General features: G+C 65.7%; 15 protein-coding genes. 9 read left to right on the forward strand and 6 right to left on the reverse strand.

Going from position 1 to position 17,491, the window contains the following annotated elements:
* The first annotated feature begins 2 nt into the window (after nt 1-2).
* The 5 genes from ACW17U_RS02600 to ACW17U_RS02620 all read left to right on the forward strand — a co-directional run bounded on the left by ACW17U_RS02600 (nt 3) and on the right by ACW17U_RS02620 (nt 5,155).
* Entirely contained in the window at nt 3-653 is a 651-nt protein-coding gene (locus ACW17U_RS02600; protein ID WP_062148705.1) for a FliH/SctL family protein, read from the forward strand.
* Between the two features lie 5 nt (nt 654-658).
* Nucleotides 659-994, forward strand: a complete 336-nt coding sequence (gene fliN / locus ACW17U_RS02605) for a flagellar motor switch protein FliN (RefSeq protein WP_062148702.1) — start codon at nt 659-661, stop codon at nt 992-994.
* Between the two features lie 27 nt (nt 995-1,021).
* The gene (gene flbD / locus ACW17U_RS02610; protein WP_062148699.1) at nt 1,022-2,392 is read left to right on the forward strand and encodes a sigma-54-dependent transcriptional regulator FlbD; all 1,371 of its coding nucleotides are present in this window, start codon (nt 1,022-1,024) and stop codon (nt 2,390-2,392) included.
* Between the two features lie 121 nt (nt 2,393-2,513).
* Nucleotides 2,514-4,616, forward strand: a complete 2,103-nt coding sequence (gene flhA, locus ACW17U_RS02615; RefSeq protein ID WP_492054731.1) for a flagellar biosynthesis protein FlhA — start codon at nt 2,514-2,516, stop codon at nt 4,614-4,616.
* Nucleotides 4,617-4,735: 119 nt separating this feature from the next.
* Entirely contained in the window at nt 4,736-5,155 is a 420-nt protein-coding gene (locus tag ACW17U_RS02620; protein ID WP_166504255.1) for a DUF4282 domain-containing protein, read from the forward strand.
* A gap of 16 nt (nt 5,156-5,171) precedes the next feature.
* Here ACW17U_RS02620 and ACW17U_RS02625 read toward each other — a convergent pair whose 3' ends face one another.
* The 3 genes from ACW17U_RS02625 to ACW17U_RS02635 are packed head-to-tail and all read right to left on the reverse strand — an operon-like array spanning nt 5,172 to nt 8,005.
* The gene (locus ACW17U_RS02625; protein WP_492054732.1) at nt 5,172-5,591 is read right to left on the reverse strand and encodes a flagellar export protein FliJ; all 420 of its coding nucleotides are present in this window, start codon (nt 5,589-5,591) and stop codon (nt 5,172-5,174) included.
* Complete coding sequence (fliI, locus tag ACW17U_RS02630; protein WP_492054733.1) at nt 5,588-6,925, reverse strand: flagellar protein export ATPase FliI; 1,338 nt, start codon at nt 6,923-6,925, stop codon at nt 5,588-5,590. The genes ACW17U_RS02625 and fliI overlap by 4 nt, the downstream gene beginning before the upstream one ends.
* Before the next feature lie 57 nt (nt 6,926-6,982).
* Nucleotides 6,983-8,005: an alpha/beta hydrolase family protein gene (locus ACW17U_RS02635; protein WP_492054734.1), complete on the reverse strand. Its 1,023-nt coding sequence runs from the start codon at nt 8,003-8,005 to the stop codon at nt 6,983-6,985.
* Between the two features lie 121 nt (nt 8,006-8,126).
* Between ACW17U_RS02635 and ACW17U_RS02640 the strand changes: the two genes are divergently transcribed.
* The 4 genes from ACW17U_RS02640 to ACW17U_RS02655 all read left to right on the forward strand — a co-directional run bounded on the left by ACW17U_RS02640 (nt 8,127) and on the right by ACW17U_RS02655 (nt 12,222).
* Entirely contained in the window at nt 8,127-8,903 is a 777-nt protein-coding gene (locus ACW17U_RS02640; protein WP_492054735.1) for a LytTR family DNA-binding domain-containing protein, read from the forward strand.
* 413 nt (nt 8,904-9,316) lie between these two features.
* Nucleotides 9,317-10,012 (forward strand): response regulator transcription factor CtrA, encoded by a 696-nt coding sequence (gene ctrA, locus ACW17U_RS02645; RefSeq protein WP_062148684.1) that lies wholly within the window; start codon nt 9,317-9,319, stop codon nt 10,010-10,012.
* Between the two features lie 245 nt (nt 10,013-10,257).
* Entirely contained in the window at nt 10,258-11,625 is a 1,368-nt protein-coding gene (locus tag ACW17U_RS02650; protein WP_492054736.1) for a M23 family metallopeptidase, read from the forward strand.
* 120 nt (nt 11,626-11,745) lie between these two features.
* A complete protein-coding gene (locus tag ACW17U_RS02655; RefSeq protein ID WP_492054738.1) occupies nt 11,746-12,222 on the forward strand; it encodes a hypothetical protein in 477 nt (158 codons plus the stop codon).
* A gap of 146 nt (nt 12,223-12,368) precedes the next feature.
* Here ACW17U_RS02655 and ACW17U_RS02660 read toward each other — a convergent pair whose 3' ends face one another.
* The 3 genes from ACW17U_RS02660 to ACW17U_RS02670 form a co-directional block, all read right to left on the reverse strand.
* The gene (locus ACW17U_RS02660; protein ID WP_492054739.1) at nt 12,369-13,673 is read right to left on the reverse strand and encodes a M20/M25/M40 family metallo-hydrolase; all 1,305 of its coding nucleotides are present in this window, start codon (nt 13,671-13,673) and stop codon (nt 12,369-12,371) included.
* Between the two features lie 971 nt (nt 13,674-14,644).
* Entirely contained in the window at nt 14,645-15,148 is a 504-nt protein-coding gene (locus ACW17U_RS02665) for a hypothetical protein (RefSeq protein WP_492054740.1), read from the reverse strand.
* Between the two features lie 307 nt (nt 15,149-15,455).
* Complete coding sequence (locus ACW17U_RS02670) at nt 15,456-17,468, reverse strand: TonB-dependent receptor plug domain-containing protein (RefSeq protein ID WP_492054741.1); 2,013 nt, start codon at nt 17,466-17,468, stop codon at nt 15,456-15,458.
* Nucleotides 17,469-17,491 lie beyond the last annotated feature (23 nt).

Here is a 17,491-nt window from a genome sequence, read left to right on the forward strand (position 1 = left end):
ACATGACCGACATCCCCCACAAGCGCTTCGCCTTCGACACCGTCTTCGACGACGGCGGCGGTGTGGCCTATCAGGCTCCGAAGGTGAAGCGCAGCTTCACGCCGGAGGAGGTCGAGACCGCCAAGGCCCTGGCCTATGCCGAGGGCGAGCGCTCGGCGGTGGCCCGGGCCGAGCAGCACGCCGCCAATGCCCTGGCAGACATCTCCCGTGCCGTTCAGGAGGCGTTCTCGACCCTCGCCGCCGTGGCCCACGAACATCGCTCGGGATCGGCCATGCTGGCTCTTGCTGCAGGCCGCAAGATCGCTGACGCCGCCCTCGAACGTTTCCCCGAGGCACCGGCCAGCGCCGCCCTGGTGGCTCTGGCCCGTGAAGTCGAGGCCCAGCCCAGGATCACCGTCCGGGTGTCCCAGGACCTGGTCGAACGGACCCAGGCTGCGCTCGAAGAAACGGCCCATGCCATTGGTTTCCCGGGCCAGATCGTGGCGCGGGCCGACAGCGGCATGCCGCCCGCTGCCTTCACCTTCGACTGGGGCGACGGCCGCGCCGCCTTTGATCCAGACGAGGCGACCCGTCGGGTCGCCGAAGCCCTTGAGGCCGCTATCGCCGCTGAGGGACTCCACGCCGAACCCCTGCTTCCCGCTAGCGAAAGCTGACTGCCATGTCCGAAGACAATCTCACGCTCGACGAGTTCGGAGGCCAGATGCTGGCCTCGGAAATGCCCGTCGAGATCGCCGACAAGATCGCTTCCGACCTGGCACCGGTGTTCGATGTTCCGGTCAATATCTCGGCGGTGCTCGGCCGCGCCCACATGTCCGTCGCCCAGCTGCTGCAGCTGGGCCAGGGCAGCATCCTCGAACTGGACCGCAAGGTCGGCGAGGCCATCGATATCTATGTGAACAACCGGCTGGTGGCCCGGGGCGAGGTGGTCGTCGTCGACGAACGCCTGGGCGTGACCATGACGGAAATCATCAAGGACGGCGACGCGGCGGGCTGAGCCTGACGCGTCAAGGAGGACAGGATCATGCGGCTTCTCGTCGTTGGTAAACTGAACGGACAGCTCTCGGTCGCCGTGAAAATGGCGATGAACACGGGGGCCAAGGTCTCGCACGTCGAGACGATCGAGCAGGCGACCCATGCCCTGCGGGCGGGCCAGGGGGCCGACCTGCTGATGGTCGACTACTCGCTGGATATCGCGGGCCTCATCGCGGCCAACGAGTCCGAGCGCATCCGCGTTCCGGTCGTGGCCTGCGGGGTCGACGCCGATCCGATGCGCGCCGCTGCCGCCATCAAGGCCGGGGCCAAGGAATTCATTCCCCTGCCGCCGGATGCGGAGCTGATCGCGGCGGTCCTGTCTGCAGTCACCGATGACGAACGCCCGATGATCGTCCGCGATCCGTCGATGGAGAGCGTCATCCGCCTGGCCGACCAGGTGGCCCCGTCCGACGCCTCGATCCTGATCACCGGCGAAAGCGGCTCGGGCAAGGAGGTGATGGCCCGCTATCTCCACGGAAAGTCGCGGCGTGCCAAGGCCCCCTTCATCTCGGTCAACTGCGCTGCCATCCCCGAGAACCTGCTGGAAAGCGAACTGTTCGGCCACGAGAAGGGTGCCTTTACCGGGGCCATGGCTCGTCGCATCGGCAAGTTCGAGGAAGCCAATGGCGGCACGCTGCTGCTGGACGAAATCAGCGAAATGGACACCCGCCTGCAGGCCAAGCTGCTGCGCGCCATCCAGGAGCGCGAGATCGACCGCGTTGGCGGTCAGAAGCCGGTCAAGGTCGACATCCGCATCCTCGCCACCTCCAACCGCGACCTGACCCAGGCCGTGAAGGACGGCACATTCCGCGAAGACCTGCTCTATCGCCTCAATGTCGTGAACCTGCGCCTGCCGCCGCTGCGCGAACGTCCGGCCGATGTGCTGAGCCTCTGCGAGTTCTTCATCAAGAAGTACTCGGCGGCCAATGGCGTGGCGGAAAAGCCGATCTCGGCCGAGGCCAAGCGTCGCCTGATCGGCCATCGCTGGCCGGGCAATGTCCGCGAACTGGAGAACGCCATGCACCGTGCGGTGCTGCTGTCGTCCGGCGCGGAGATCGAGGAGTTCGCCATCCGCCTGCCGGACGGTCAGCCCATGGCTCCCAGCCCGGACGCCGCCGTGGCCCGTGGCGCCCAGATGGCCGCCGACGCCGTGTCGCGCGCCTTTGTCGGTTCGACCGTGGCCGAGGTTGAGCAGCACCTGATCATCGACACCCTCGAGCACTGCCTGGGCAACCGCACCCATGCGGCCAACATCCTGGGCATCTCGATCCGGACCCTGCGAAACAAGCTCAAGGAGTACGGCGACGCCGGGATTTCGGTGCCGCCGCCGCAGGGCGGTATGGGCTCCGCCGCCGCCTGATGCCCTTGCCGGTGACGTCCCTCAGTTGGACGTCACCGCAGGCAGAGTTGAATTGAGGACCTGGCGACCCCGCCCAAATCGCTTCATGCGCGGGGACGTCGGAACAGGAACCAGGCACTGAATGGCAGACGCGGCCCTCCCCAAGACCAGCAGTGCAATGCCCAGCGCCAGTTCGCTGTGGGCGGGGATTCTGCGCGGCGAAATGGGCCTGGCGGTCGGCGTCGTCGGCATCATTGTCCTGCTGATCCTGCCGGTCCCGCCAATGCTGCTGGACCTGCTGCTGGCGATTTCGCTGACCGGATCGGTCCTGATCCTGATGACTGCGGTGCTGATCAAGAAGCCGCTGGAATTCACGTCGTTCCCGACCGTCCTGCTCGTGGCCACCCTCTATCGGCTTGGCCTGAACATCGCCTCGACACGGCTGATCCTGGGCCATGGCCACGAAGGGGCGCACGGGGCCGGCGCGGTGATCGAAGCTTTCGGCAACCTGATGATGCAGGGCAACTTCATCATCGGGGTGATCATTTTCATCATCCTGGTGGTGGTGAACTTCATGGTCGTCACCAAGGGCTCGGGCCGGATCGCCGAAGTCGCCGCCCGCTTCACCCTGGACGCCATGCCCGGCAAGCAGATGGCCATCGATGCCGATCTGTCGACCGGCCTGATCGACCAGGAAACCGCCAAGCAGCGCCGCAAGGATCTGGAGCAGGAAAGCACCTTCTTCGGGGCCATGGACGGCGCCAGCAAGTTCGTGAAGGGCGACGCCGTTGCCGGCCTGATCATCACCGCGATCAACATTATCGGCGGCATCCTGATCGGCGTGATCCAGCACAAGATTCCGATCGGCCAGGCGTCAGCCACCTATACGCTGATGACCATCGGCGATGGCCTGGTCAGCCAGATTCCGGCCCTGATCATCTCGATCGCGGCGGGCCTGGTGGTGTCAAAGGCCGGGGTCGAGGGCTCGGCCAATGCCGCCCTGACCACGCAGCTGTCGATGAACCCGGTGGCCCTGGGCATGGTTTCGGCCTCTTCGGGCGTCATGGCACTGATCCCCGGCATGCCGATCATCCCGTTTGCCGTCCTGTCATTGGGCGCGGGCTTCCTGGCCTATCGCCGGGCGATGTCGGCCAAGGAGCCGCCGCCCCTGAACCCCGCTCTCGCCGACGCCGTCGCCAGCGAACCCGAGGAAGAGCCGATCAGCGCCTCCCTGGCCATCGACGACGTCAAGATCGAGCTGGGCTATGGCCTTCTGACCCTGATCAATGATCTCGATGGTCGTCGACTGACCGACCAGATCCGCGCCCTGCGCAAGACCCTGGCCACCGAGTTCGGCTTCGTCATGCCGCCGGTGCGCATTCTCGACAACATGCGCCTGGCCAATCAGGGCTACGCCATCCGCATCAAGGAAATGGAAGCCGGGGCCGGCGAGGTCCGGCTGGGCATGCTGATGGCCATGGATCCGCGCGGCGGCCAGGTCGAACTGCCGGGTGAGCACGTGCGCGAGCCGGCCTTTGGCCTTCCCGCGACCTGGGTGGCTGACGACCTTCGCGAGGAAGCCACCTTCCGCGGCTACACCATCGTCGATCCAGCCACGGTCCTGACCACCCACCTGACCGAGATACTCAAGGAGAACATGGCTGACCTGCTGTCCTATTCGGAAGTCCAGAAGCTGCTGAAGGACCTGCCGGAAGGCCAGAAGAAGCTGGTCGACGACCTGATCCCCTCCGTCGCGACGGCCACGACCGTTCAGCGCGTGCTCCAGGCCCTGCTCAAGGAGCGCGTCTCGATCCGCGACCTGCCGCAGATCCTGGAAGGGATCGGCGAGGCCGCGCCCCATACCAGCTCGGTCACCCAGTTGGTCGAACAGGTCCGCGCGCGTCTGGCCCGCCAGCTGTGCTGGGCCAATCGCGGCGACGACGGGGCCCTGCCGATCATCACCCTTTCGGCCGAGTGGGAGCAGGCCTTCGCCGAATCCCTGGTCGGGCCGGGCGACGACAAGCAACTGGCCCTGGCTCCGTCGCGGTTGCAGGAGTTCATTCGCGGCGTCCGCGAGGCCTTTGAACGTGCCGCCCTGCAAGGCGAAGCCGCCGTCCTGCTGACCAGCCCAGGGGTCCGGCCCTATGTGCGGTCGATCATCGAGCGCTTCCGGGGCCAGACCGTGGTGATGAGCCAGAACGAGATCCATCCTCGGGCCCGCCTCAAGACCGTGGGCATGGTCTGATCCTAACCGGGAGGGCCTCGATCAGGACGAGCCTCGTGGCCGCTGGTCGCAAGTGAGGCTTTCTCCGCCAAGGGCTGTGGCCGGCTCGGCATTGCGAAGCAGGCTTTGCGCTGCTAGCGATGCGTCAAGGCGGCGGTTTTCCCGCCGGTTTCGGGTCTGTTCGTATGCCTCCGGTCAAGAAGACAAAATCCACCAGCGCCCTGTTGTGGGACCTGCTGACCTTCGACCGCCTTGTCACGGGCCCGGTGATTCACCTGATCTACTGGGCAGGCCTTGGCGTCGTCGCCCTGTTTGCCTTTTCGGTGGTCGGTGCGGCTGTCGGCCTGGCCCTGAAGGAGCCCGGCATCGGTTCGCTGCTGCTGGCCTTTCCCGTCCTGATCGCCGGCTTGCTGGTCGCCGGGGCGATGGTCCTGCTGTGGCGGGCGTTCTGCGAGTTCTATGTCGCGATCTTCCGGATCAGTGAAGACCTGCGAGCCTTGCGCCAGACCAGCGACGCCGATCACGCCTCGATCCTGTCCCGTCCGCCTCCTGAGGCCTGAACGGGCGAAGAAGGATCTAGCCGCCCGCGACAGCGCGACGGCGCAGGCCCAGTTCATCGAGCTGGGCGTTTTCGATGACACCCAGCTTCTTGCGCTGCAGGACCTTGGCCGCCTCGGCGACGTGCTCGTATTTCTTCAGCGCCTCGAAGGCCAGGGACAGGGCGTCACGAGCCCCCTGTTCCTCGATCTGGCATTGCTCGATCTGCAGCATCATGTCGGCGCGCTTGCGCTTGGAGCCTTCGCGGTAGCCGATCATGTACCAACCGGCTTCAGCCGAGCCCTCAGCCTCCTTGGCCTCGACTTCAGCTTCCGCGTCCAGCATCACGACACGCAGCTCGGCGGCCATGCGGCGCTCGACGATGTCGGCCAGTCGCTTCTGCAGGGTCTCAACCTCGTGGGTCGAGATCCGGATCAGGGATGCTGCCCATTTGGTCATGCGTGGTCACTCTCAAGGATACTGCCCAGGTGGCCGAAGGAATCATCGAGGCTGGTGGCCTCGTCCTTGTCCTGGCTGAGGAATTCTTCGATGGCCGGATTGAGCCGGATGGCGCGGTCGACAACGGGATCGGCCCCGGCGCGATAGGCCCCGATCCGGATCAGTTCTTCCATATTGGCATAGGCGGCCATCACCTGACGGGCGCCTTTGACGATCATGCGTTCATGGTCGTACTGGCAGCCCGGCATGGTACGGCTGATCGATTTCAGGACATTGATCGCCGGGAAGCGGCCCCGCTCGGCGATGGCGCGTTCCATCACGATATGGCCGTCGAGGATACCGCGGGTGGCGTCGGCGATCGGCTCATTGTGGTCGTCGCCGTCGACCAGCACGGTGAACAGGGCGGTGATCGGGGCCGCCGTGCTGCCGTCGGGCCGGATCGGGCCGGGGCCGGCACGTTCCAGCAGTTTGGGCAGTTCAGTGAAGACGGTTGGCGTATAGCCCTTGGTGGTCGGTGGCTCACCGGCGGCCAGGCCGATCTCGCGCTGGGCCATGGCGAAGCGGGTCACCGAGTCCATCAGGCACAGGACTTCCAGATCCTGATCGCGCAGATACTCGCTGATCGCCAAGGTCATATAGGCGGCCTGTCGACGGGTCAGGGCCGGCTCGTCCGAGGTTGCGACCACGACGATGGCTCGTTTGAGGCCCTCCTCGCCCAGGGTCTCCTCGATGAACTCGCGCACCTCGCGGCCCCGTTCGCCGATCAGCCCGACCACGACGGCGTCGCAGGTTGCTTCCTTCGCCAGCATCGACAGCAGCACTGACTTGCCGACGCCCGAGCCGGCGAAGATGCCCAGACGCTGGCCCCGGCAGGTGGTGGTGAAGACGTTCATCGAGCGCACGCCGAGGTCGAGACGTTCTCCGACCCGACCCCGCGCGTGGGCCGGCGGCGGCGATGTTTTCAACGGGTAGGGCACCTCGCCCTGGGGCAGAGGGCCAAGGCCGTCGATCGGCTCGCCGAAGGCATTGATGATGCGGCCCAGCCACGCCTTGGTCGGGCGCACCGTTGCGCCTTCCGGCATGATGCGGATCTCGGCACCGGGGGCGACGCCCTCGACGGGACCAAAGGGCATCAGCAGGGCGCGGGTTTCCCGGAAGCCGACGACCTCGGCCGGCAGGACCGGCAGGCCCAGCCGGTCGATCTCGACGCGCGCGCCGACCGCCAGCCGCGTCAGCCCGCCGCGCGCCTCGATCAGGAGGCCATTCACGGCAGCGACGCGACCGGAAATGGTCAGCGGATCGATACGTTCGATGGCGGCAATCAGGCTACGCAAATCAGCTCTCGGCTATGAGGGTCCATCCTCCGCCGACAGCGTTAACCACCTGTGAAATTAGGGCTGCTTCGGAGGCAGGTTGGCGGTGAAAAACGCCGCAACCGCTAGGTTGAAGCTGAGGTGGAATGCCGCACGGTCGAAACCCGGGGCGCTGGTGCAGAGTTGGGGTAATTCCCTGGCCATGCCGGGCGGGCAGGGCGTCAGGAAATCGTAGTGCCCGGCACCCTGCACGACGCGATAGTCGGGCTTTCCTGGCAGGGCATGGAGGATGGCCGTGGCATGGAAGGGATCGACCAGGATCTCGTCATTCTCGGCTCGCCAAAGCTGAACCGGGAGGGTGATCGACGCCAGACTCTTCGCCGTGAAGGCATAACCGAGGGCGGGGGCCGCCGAGACCACGGCCCTGATCCGCGCATCATGGATCCAGGGTGCGGCGAGCGCGTCGGCAGGCGGCGGCTGCAGGGTCATGAGGCGGCAGTCGAAATGGGTCGGATGGTAGCTGCAGTGGGCCGGCACGCGGGTCAGATCAAGTTCGCCGCCGGCCGCAGCCAGCACGGTAAGCCCACCTGCCGAGAAGCCAAAGGCCCCGACGCGTCCGGGATCCAGCTGCCCGTGCTGGGGCCAGTCGGCCAGCATGTAGTCTATGAGCACATGCAGCTGCCTTGGCCGGCTGGCCAGGTCAGTGGACCGGCTCTGGTCGCGGAAATTGTCATGGGTGTGGGTCAGGGCGGCGACGACGAAGCCAGCCCGGGCCAGGGTCTCGGCGGTATCATGATGGCCGCCGAACCAGCCGCCATTGCCATGCGACATGACCACCAGCGGCAGGTCCTTGCCCAGAAGCTGGCTGTTGGGCGCGAGCAGCGCGTCGCCCAGACCCGGAACCGGGCGTGTGGCGGGCGTGGCTGTCTGGTACCAGATGCCGACCTCTATAGGCGTGCCCTGCGGATCCGGAACCTGGATCAACTGGAAGCCGATCTGACTCTCGGCATGCACCGGTCGGGCCGTCAGCAGGAGGAGCAGGGCCAGAAGCAGCAGGCCGGTCTTGAGCCAGCAGACGAGAGATGACGAAACGGGTCGCACGGAAGGCCTCCTCATGTGGAATGTGAAGAGGGCTTTTGCGCGTCAGCCGCAGGCCTGCCAGTGCGCCTGCGCGAATGGGCGAACGGGTTCGCGAACCGGCGAACTGTGCTTATAGGGAGGTATGGGCAGGCCGAAGAAATCCTGGATCGGAACGCCGCACGAGTGGGCGATCGACCTCGCCATTGCGACGGTCGCGGGCACCTTCCTGGGCCTGATTGGCCCCTTCGGCAGTTTCCTCAACGGCGGCGTCGCGCCCTTGGTCATCTATTGGGTGCTGGCACTGTGGTGCGCCGCCCTCGTGCTGGGCGTCATCTGCAGGCTGGGCCTTGCTCTGGCCCGATGGTGGACAATCCCTGCCGCCCTGGCCCTGACGGGCAGTGTTGTTGTCGCCAGCGTCCCGCTCTCCCTGCTGGTCGCCCAGCTCGCCCGGCTGTTCTGGCCCCGGATCGCGCTCTCGCCGCTCGACTGGTACTGGCAGAGCCTGGTGATCTCGGCGCCGCTCGTGGCGATCTATGTCATCGGTCGCAGTCTTCTTGCCGCAGGCCGCGGCGAGGGTTTTCCCCGGGTCGCGCCGGCAATCCTCGATGCGCCGCCGCCCGTGTCGCCCCTGGCCGGTGACGTCCTCTGCCTGCGGATGGAGGACCACTATGTCCGCATCCACACCACCGCCGGTTCGCGTCTTGTCGAGGGCCCCTTTGAGCGGGTGATCGCGACCCTGGGTGACCATGAGGGCCTGCGGGTCCATCGCTCCTGGTGGGTGGCGCGGGCGGCTGTCCTTCAGATCGAGGCAGACGGCCGCAACCTCAAGCTCAAATTGAAGGGCGACCTGTCTGCGCCGGTCTCGCGCGCTTCGGTGGCCCGATTGCGGGAAGCCGGCTGGCTGTCCACCGATATCTGAGCCCGGGCCCCGCGACCGGCTGTCGCGGATGATTTGAGCCCGGCGCAGCGGGAGCCTGAAAGCGGACGAAAACTTTGCGGCAGAACGCCGCAACGGTGTTGCGAAGTCCAAAGTCAGGCGGGCGAAGTCGGTGTCGGCTCAGTGCCCCTGGAACTCCCACAGGGCCCGGCTTTGGGCCATTTTCCCTGACGAAAAAGGGCGGTTTGGCCGGCCTCGCAAGGGGACTCGACAAATTTGCCGTGCGACTCAGCGACCGCTTGCACCCGATTCGCAAATCAGATTAACCATTCGTCCAACGAGATCATTCACCATTAACCAGTCTTAAATTAACTCGCCGCAAAGTGCAGGCAGGGTTAATCAGGCGGCTTCCGCCAAGACGTCGAATAACGCCACCGAGTGGCGTGGAGGGGCTCATGCGCGTACTGTTGATCGAGGATGACAGCGCGACAGCGCAGACCATCGAGTTGATGCTGAAGTCTGAAGGCTTCAACGTCTATACGACGGATCTTGGTGAAGAAGGCGTCGATCTCGGCAAGATCTACGACTATGATCTGATCCTGCTGGACCTGAACCTGCCTGACATGAGCGGCCTCGATGTTCTGCGCACCCTTCGGGTGGCGAAGGTGAACACGCCGATCATGATCCTGTCGGGCTCTTCGGAGATCGACACGAAGGTGAAGACCTTCTCGGGCGGTGCCGACGACTACATGACCAAGCCCTTCCACAAGGACGAAATGATCGCCCGCATCCATGCGGTGGTCCGTCGTTCCAAGGGCCATGCCCAGTCGGTCATCAAGACGGGCGACATCATCGTCAATCTCGACGCCAAGACGGTCGAAGTGAACGGCAACCGTGTTCACCTGACCGGCAAGGAATACCAGATGCTGGAGCTGCTCTCCCTGCGCAAGGGCACGACCCTGACCAAGGAGATGTTCCTCAATCACCTGTACGGCGGCATGGACGAGCCGGAGCTGAAGATCATCGACGTCTTCATCTGCAAGCTGCGCAAGAAGCTCGCCGCCTCGGCCCAGGGCAAGCACCATATCGAGACGGTCTGGGGTCGTGGCTACGTGCTGCGGGATCCGAACGAGCAGGTCAACGCCGCCTGATCGGCACCAGCCTTATCTGAATACGGAAAACGCTCGCCCGGTAAGGCGGGCGTTTTCCTTTTGCGATCATCGGCTTGCCTCTCGGCCGGCCAGACCTTTGACCTGATCCGTGACAAATCGGTCGAAGCACGGAATAGTGCTTGCTGCTGAAAAGGCTCACGGCCATGTTCCGGCGCAGCGTTTGCTGGGGTAAGCCCGGCCGTGTCATTTTGACCTCGCGCGGCATCGAAACCGATGGGGGACCGATGCAAGAATTTGATCCGCGACGCCCGACCCTGCGTCTGGCGCCCCGGCTGTTCACTGCCATTGCCGGCATGGCCGCCCTTGGCCTTGGCTGGAAGCTGACGGCCGCCGATGTGCCGAATCCGGTCAAGGCGGCCCTGGATCCTGCCGCCCTGGTCGCCCTGCAGCATGTCGCCTTTGCCAGTGCCGAGGCCCAGCCCGGCTTTGACCGGCCGCAGAGCATACCGGTCAAGGTTCGGCCGGGCGAAACCCTCGAAGGCGCTGTCGAGCGCGCCGGGGTGGCCCCCGAAGAGGCCCGTCAGGTCGTCGCTGCCCTGCACGGGGCCATCGATACCGTCAATATCAAGGCCGGCATGGCCTTCGAGGCGGCCATCGCCCAGAGGCGCAGCCAGCGCGGTCCGGCCCGTCTGATCGGCCTGTCGATGCGCACGAGCCCGTCATCGACCCTGACAGTGTCACGCACCTTTGACGGTGCCCTGAAGCTGCGCGAGCTCGAAGAAGAGGTCCGCGACGAGACCAAGGTCGCCTGTGGCGAGATGAATGGCTCGTTCTATGAAAGCGTCGCCAATGTCGGCGGCACGCCGGCCGTGATCAGCGAGGCGGCCAAGCTGTTCTCGCACAAGATCGATTTCTCGCGGGATATCCACGAGGGCGACAGGTTCTGCCTGGTGTTCGACCGCAAGGTCACCGAGAGCGGCCGCACCATCGAGGCCGGCAATCTGGACTATGCCGAGGTCAAGGGCCAGCGCTTCTACGGCTTCGAGCGCGACGGCAAGACCCAGTTCTTCGATGAGACCGGCAAGAACATCAAGGGCTTCCTGCTGCGCACCCCGGTCGACGGGGCTCGCATCACCTCGACCTTCGGGGCCCGGCGTCACCCGATCCTCGGCTTCAACCGCGCCCACAAGGGCGTGGACTTCGGGGCGGGCCAGGGCACACCGATCCTGGCGGCCGGCGACGGTGTCGTGCTGGAGGCCCGTCGCTGGAGCGGCTATGGCAACTGGCTGCGCATCCGCCACGCCGGCAAGTGGGACACCGGCTATGCCCATATCTCGCGCTATGCGGCGGGCATCCGGGCCGGCACCAAGGTGCGTCAGGGCCAGGTCGTGGCCTATGTCGGCTCGACCGGCATGTCGACCGGTCCGCACCTGCATTACGAAGTCTGGCTGAACGGTCAGAGGGTCAATCCGATCGGGGCCAAGGTGCCGCAGGGCACGGTGCTCAGCGGCGGCGAACTGGCTTCGTTCAAGGTCAAGAAGTCGCGGATCGACCGCATGCTGGCCGAGGGCGAAACGGCTGTGGCCGGCGAGGCGACCCCGAAACTGGCCCTGGCTGACCTCCGCAGCGAAGGCGCGCCGAAGCTGCGTTAAGGCCCGCCGCGCTCCGAGAATTGATCCAGCCCATGGCGGGCGGAGCGATCCCCCGGCAGGGTCATGAGACGCAGCCTGTTCGCGACCTGCCGCCGTTCCCCTTCCTGCAAGGCCAATCCCATGACCGCAACGCCCAAGCCCCGCGCCAATCCCGCCCTGCGCCTGATGCTGCTGCGCCGCATCCACAGCTGGCTGGGCCTGTTCATCGCGCCCAGCGTGCTGTTCTTCGCGGTAACCGGGGCCTATCAGCTCTATGGCCTGCACGAGTCCGGGCCCGGCTATAAGCCCGCGCCCCTGGCGGAGAAGCTGGGCCGGGTGCACATGAAGCAGGTCTTCGAGGCCAAGCCCGTCCGCGCTGCCGCCCCGGCCAAACCCGAGGCCGGCCCGGCCAAGGCTGCGCCTGCCCCGGCCAAGGCCAAGCCGACCAAGCTGACGGTCCTCATGCTGCGAGCCGTCTTCCTGGTCGTGGCCATCGGCCTGGTGATCTCGACCCTGATCGGGGTCTGGATGGCCCTGACCCATGGTCGCGACAAGACGCTGGGCTGGGGCCTGCTGGCGGCCGGAGTGGTCCTGCCCGTCCTGATCCTGGCGCTTTAGAACCCTTGGGCACCGGCCGCCCTGCCGCGAAAACCTCGTCCTTCGACGGGCTCAGGATGAGGTTTTCGAAGGCTCAGTCGGCAAACCAGCCCTCATCCTGAGCCTGTCGAAGGACGAGGGCGGGCGCTCCCTGTGGCGCCAGCGCCCTAGTCGACCCCGGCCACGGCCAGCAGGGCGGCCAGGCCGACCTGCATGCCCTTCAGGCTCTCGCCCTTTTCGATGTCGATCCATTCGTCCAGGGCATGGGCCCGGCCGGCCTTGCCGCCCGAGCCGATGGTCACGGCCGGGATGCCCAGGCTCATCGGGATGTTGGAGTCGGTCGAGGAGATGCCGTGCTCCGGCGTAAAGCCAAAGGCGCTGATGGCGGCAGAGGTCAGCTGCACGATCGGCTGGTCTGCGGCCGTCTTGCCCGCCGGCCGCTCCCCGATCACCTTGGGCTCATAGCTGATCTTGCCGAACCGGGTGGAGCGCGCCGCGTTCTCGGCGGCCGTGGCCTTGTCGAGCAGGCCGATCAGGGTCTGGTCCAGCCTGGCCAGTTCGGCGGCGCTCTCCGAGCGCATGTCGAACTCCATGAACACCTCGTGCGGGATCGAATTGACCGAGGTGCCGCCGCCGGTGACGCTGGCCGAATAGGTGGTCTTGGGATCCTTCGGCACCTCGACGGCATAGAGGTCGACCACGGCCTGGCTCATGGCGGTCATCGGATTGACCGTGCCGAAGGCCCCGTAGCTGTGGCCGCCGGGCCCCTTGAAGGTGACGTGATAGCGCTTGGAGCCGGTGCCGCCGTCGACGATCCGCGACGGATCCGAGCCGTCCATCGAGAAAAAGGCGGTGATCCGGCCCTTGAAGGCGCTCTTGTTGAACAGATAGCGCACGCCGCGCAGGTCGCCGGGACCTTCCTCGCCGACATTGCCGACGAACAGGATGTCGCTCTTCGTCTTGATGCCGGCGGCGTCCAGGGCCCGCACATAGGCCAGCAGGGTGGCGAGCGAGCGGGTGTCGTCGCCGATGCCCGGGGCCATCAGTCTGGTGCCCTCGCGCCGGACCTTCACATCGGTGCCTTCCGGAAACACCGTGTCGAGGTGGGCGGCCATGACCACGAACGGGCCCTTGCCCTTGGTCGCCGTGCCGGGCCGGATGCCCATCACATTGCCCTCGGCATCCATGGACACGTCGCTGAGGCCATGGGCCTTGAGCATCTCCAGATAGGCCTTGGCGCGGGCCTCTTCCTTGAACGGCGGGGCCGGGATCTCGGTCAGGGTGATGACGTCGGCAATGGTGCGGTCAAAGTCGGCATCGAGCTTCTCGGCCGCCTTCTTGAAGCCAGGCGACCCGACGATCTTGCGGACGGTGCCGGCGGGATCGCTCTTGGGGGCGGCGAGGGCCGGCCCGGCGAGCAGCGCGGCTCCGAAGGCGATCAGTGAGGCGGAGCGGAGAAGGGTCTTGGTCATGCGCGGGAATCCCTGACTGGCGGTCACTAGCCTAGGGGGAGGTCCGGCCGGTGTCATCCCGGAGATGCCCTGCGGACACGGGTTCACGCCCTCGCCGGTGCAAGCGGCGAGTGTGGGGAGGCGGCGGAGCGTCCGGGCCAAGCCCGGATGTGGAGGGTTGGAGTACCGTTTCGGCCGTGGCCGGAGCGCTCCGCGCGGCTGTTATCCCTCTGGCCGGGGCGCGCAGGCCTGTTCAGCCTTTTGCCCCACCCGGACCTTGTCCTCCTCGCGACGGACTTGAGCCCTTGGGCTGCGGCCACGCCGATTCCGGAGGGACCCGGAGCGAACCTTCGGACGGGCGGAGGCTTGGCCTTCCTCCGATGGGCGGGCTTACGTCCCCCGCCCTCATTTTAAGCTGGCCGGCCCGGACAGTCGTCCGACCGGTGGCCCCGTACAACCGCCCCCGCCACCCGTCAGGTCGCCAGCTGGACGGCCTCCCCTGAGGCGGGGCGAGGAGAAGTATGGGGGCATTCCGAAGGGGGCTGCGTCGATTTTCGATCGTGACGCCGGCTGGGGAGGGCAGGGCGTGGAATGGGTTGGGGTTGGGGCGGGTCTATCCCCGTGTGGGCACGGGGATAGAGGCCGGCGCAGGACCTGCCCCCTTCGCCCTCTTTTGATGTGGCAAGGGTCGTGCACTGGTATTGCAGGCCGTGCAGCCGCCGCCTCCACCAAACCCCGTCATCCCGGGGCACGTCCCCGGGACCCATGTGTCGGCTTCACGGTCGGCGGTTCATTGGTCGCTCACGGTACAGCGGAACGATGGGTCCCGCGAACACGTCGCGGGATGACGGAGACTGAGTGGAGAGGGCGCGGGGGCCTCGCTGACCCCGGGCGCACGAACGGAGGCGGCCCCTTGCGCCTATGGAGAGCACAGTCACCCGAATGGTGTCACTGCCAAGCCGAGGCTAAGGCCTTGCTGATCGCCCCAGGCCCTAGAACTGGTCGCGTTCTCCGCCGCTCTCCATTTCCTTCCGGTCGGCATAGCTACCAAGGTTCAGCATCAATTTCTGTAGAGTTGCAGCATCTACATTATCGATTATCTTGACCTGGAAGTAACGGTATCCTCCTGAAAAGTCCCAGCCGCCCATAAGAATGTCGCTGTTGTTTTTCAGCAAATCCTGCGCCATGGGATCGAGGGGGATGCGGGCATTGCCCTGGCCCTCCGGGACCTGCGCCACGGGAGACAGCATGAGGCGAACATCCTGCCCCATGATCTGTTGAGTGCTTCCTGAGATCACGATGGTTTGTGATCGACCACTTTTCAGTTTCAACTTCGCATAGATGTAATTGTCATCACTTACGGTGTAGTTGATGTTTCGGTCATTCAGTTTCTGAACAATCGAGTCCGCTTTGGCACTGGCGCTGCCAGCACAGAGGGCCGACAGTGCGATCCCGACTGTAAGCATTCGGCGCACGGATTTGGTCAGCGAGGTCATGTCGAGCGATCTCCGCCATCAGGTCATCGAAGTCATTGAAACAGACTCCGCAATTCGCTGACAGGTGCAATATTCGCCTTCTGGCCGGGGAAAGGGTGGAACTGGCACCGTCCCCCAGAACCCCACTCTCAAAGAGACAGAGGGTTCAGGATGTCCGCCACTGTCCATCGCGCCGGGTCGGCCAGGGCTTGCAGGCCGAGGATGAGGTCAGGACCGTGCTCGCACCGGTCCTCGCCCAGCCGGACGGCCAACGGAAAAGGGCCCCGCCTTGCGGCGGGGCCCCTCGCTCTCCAGCGCTAGTCGGTGCCTACCAGGTCTTGGTCACACCGAAGATCACCCGGCGCTCTGCCCGCAGGCCGCTGATGCCCTTGGTCTGGGCCTGGCTCTCGTTCATCAGGTTCTGGCCGTTCAGGGCCAGGGTGATGCCCGACTTCAGGTCATAGGCAACCCGCCCGGCCACGGTGGTGTAGCCCTTGACCGGTTCAAGGGTCTGGGTCGAGGTGTAGGAGTTGAACTTGGACACCCGCTTGACGTAGCCGTCCACGGTCCAGTTGTCCTTGGCCCAGCCCAGACCCAGATTGCTCCGCCACCTGGGAGAGGTGTCGCCAAAGGCGATCAGGCGACGGACCGCGCTATAGCCGGGCAGGGTCGTGTCGGTGATGTTGACATAGGTGGTGTCGGCGCTCCAGCGGAAGCCGTCGCCGAACTTGCCTGATCCCGAGACCTCGAAGCCCTTCATTTCGGACTTGCCGATGTTGAAATAGGTCAGGGCGGCATAGGTGGTGGCCGTGGCCGGAACGTCGATCTGCAGCCTGGAAACGCCGCTTTTCACGTCTTCGGTGTTCTGAACCATCAGCTTCACGGCCACGCGGGCGTCCAGCTTGGTCAGGGCATGCTCGTAGGCGGCCTCATAGCTGGTGATGATGGCCGGTTGCAGTTCGGGGTTGCCGAGGGTGGCGATGCCGACCGGCGGGGCGGTGGTCGGCAGGACCTGACGCGACCCCAGTTCGACCAGGGTCGGGGCCTGGACACCGCGTGCGGCCAGCAGGCGGAGGGTGCCTTCCTCCGACAGCTGGACCACGGCGCCGAGATTGACGCTGACCTCCTTGATCGACTGGTCCCAGTCGCTGTTGCTGGTCCGCCGGACGCCGGCCGGGAATACACCCGTGCGGCTGAGCTTGAGGCTGTCGAGGCGGGCGGCGGCGGTCAGGGTGATCTTGTCTGTCGCGGTCCAGTTCCACATCGCCGAGGGTGCCAGGACCGTGTAGCGGACCATGCCGCCACGGACCGGCGTCGTATTGACCTCGTTGTCACGATATTCGAGGGCGACGCGCAGGGTGTGGTCCGAGCCGATCTTGACCAGGTTCTGAACCTTGGCGACCCAGATATTGTTCTCGTAGCGCAGGGGCAGGGCGGTCGAGTCGAGCTGGTTCAGATAGATCTGGGCCTCCATCGCGCCATAGGGCGTGTCGGAGATCAGGGTGGCCTTGATGGAGTCGGTCTTCACCTTGTGGCCGACATAGGTGTAGCCGGACAGCATTTCCGACTGGCCCGAATTGGACCAGTTGCCTTCAAGGCGCAGGTCGGTCTTCGGCGACAGTTCGGTCACCGCATCGAAGGCGGCATAGATCTTCCAGGGATCCGACAGCAGCGACAGGGGCACCGAGGAGCCCGCATTGCTCCACTCGTCCTGCTGGTTGGCACCGATCGAGACCCGGGCCTTGACCGGTCCCAGAGCCATGGTCTTGACCAGGTTGGCCGAGGCATAGCCGAGCGTGCCGGCCTGTACGGTGGCGCTGTTGGTGTCGTCGTATTTGGGATTGTAGGTGATGATGTTGATCACCCCCGAGACGGCGTTGAAGCCGAACAGGGCGCTGTTGGGGCCGCGAACCAGCTCGATCTGGCGGATCTCTTCCAGGGCGATCGGCAGGGTGGCCCAGTCGGTATAGCCGAAGTGGTCGAGATAGACCTGGCGGCCGTTGATCAGGACCAGCATCCGCGGCGAGCGGGCCTGGTTATAGCCGCGCACGCTCAGCTCGGCCGCGCCGGCGGCGAAGGGCAGGATGTCGACACCGGCGGCGCGCGACAGAATGGTGGGAATGTCCGTCGCGCCGGAGCGCTTGATGTCGGCGGCCGAGATGATGGTCATGTCGACCGGGGCCTGGGTCGAGCGCAGCGGCGAGCCGGTGGCCGAGGTGGTGACAGGCTCGTTGAACAGCTGCTCCATCGCGCCATAGTCGATTGACTGGGCGGAGGCCGTGGTGGCCGAGGCCAGAAGGATGAGGCCGACCGAAGCGCCGGCGAAGAGAGTCGTTTTCATGGCTGTGTCTCTTTCGGGGGCTG

This window comes from Caulobacter sp. AVps16 (assembly GCF_058681455.1).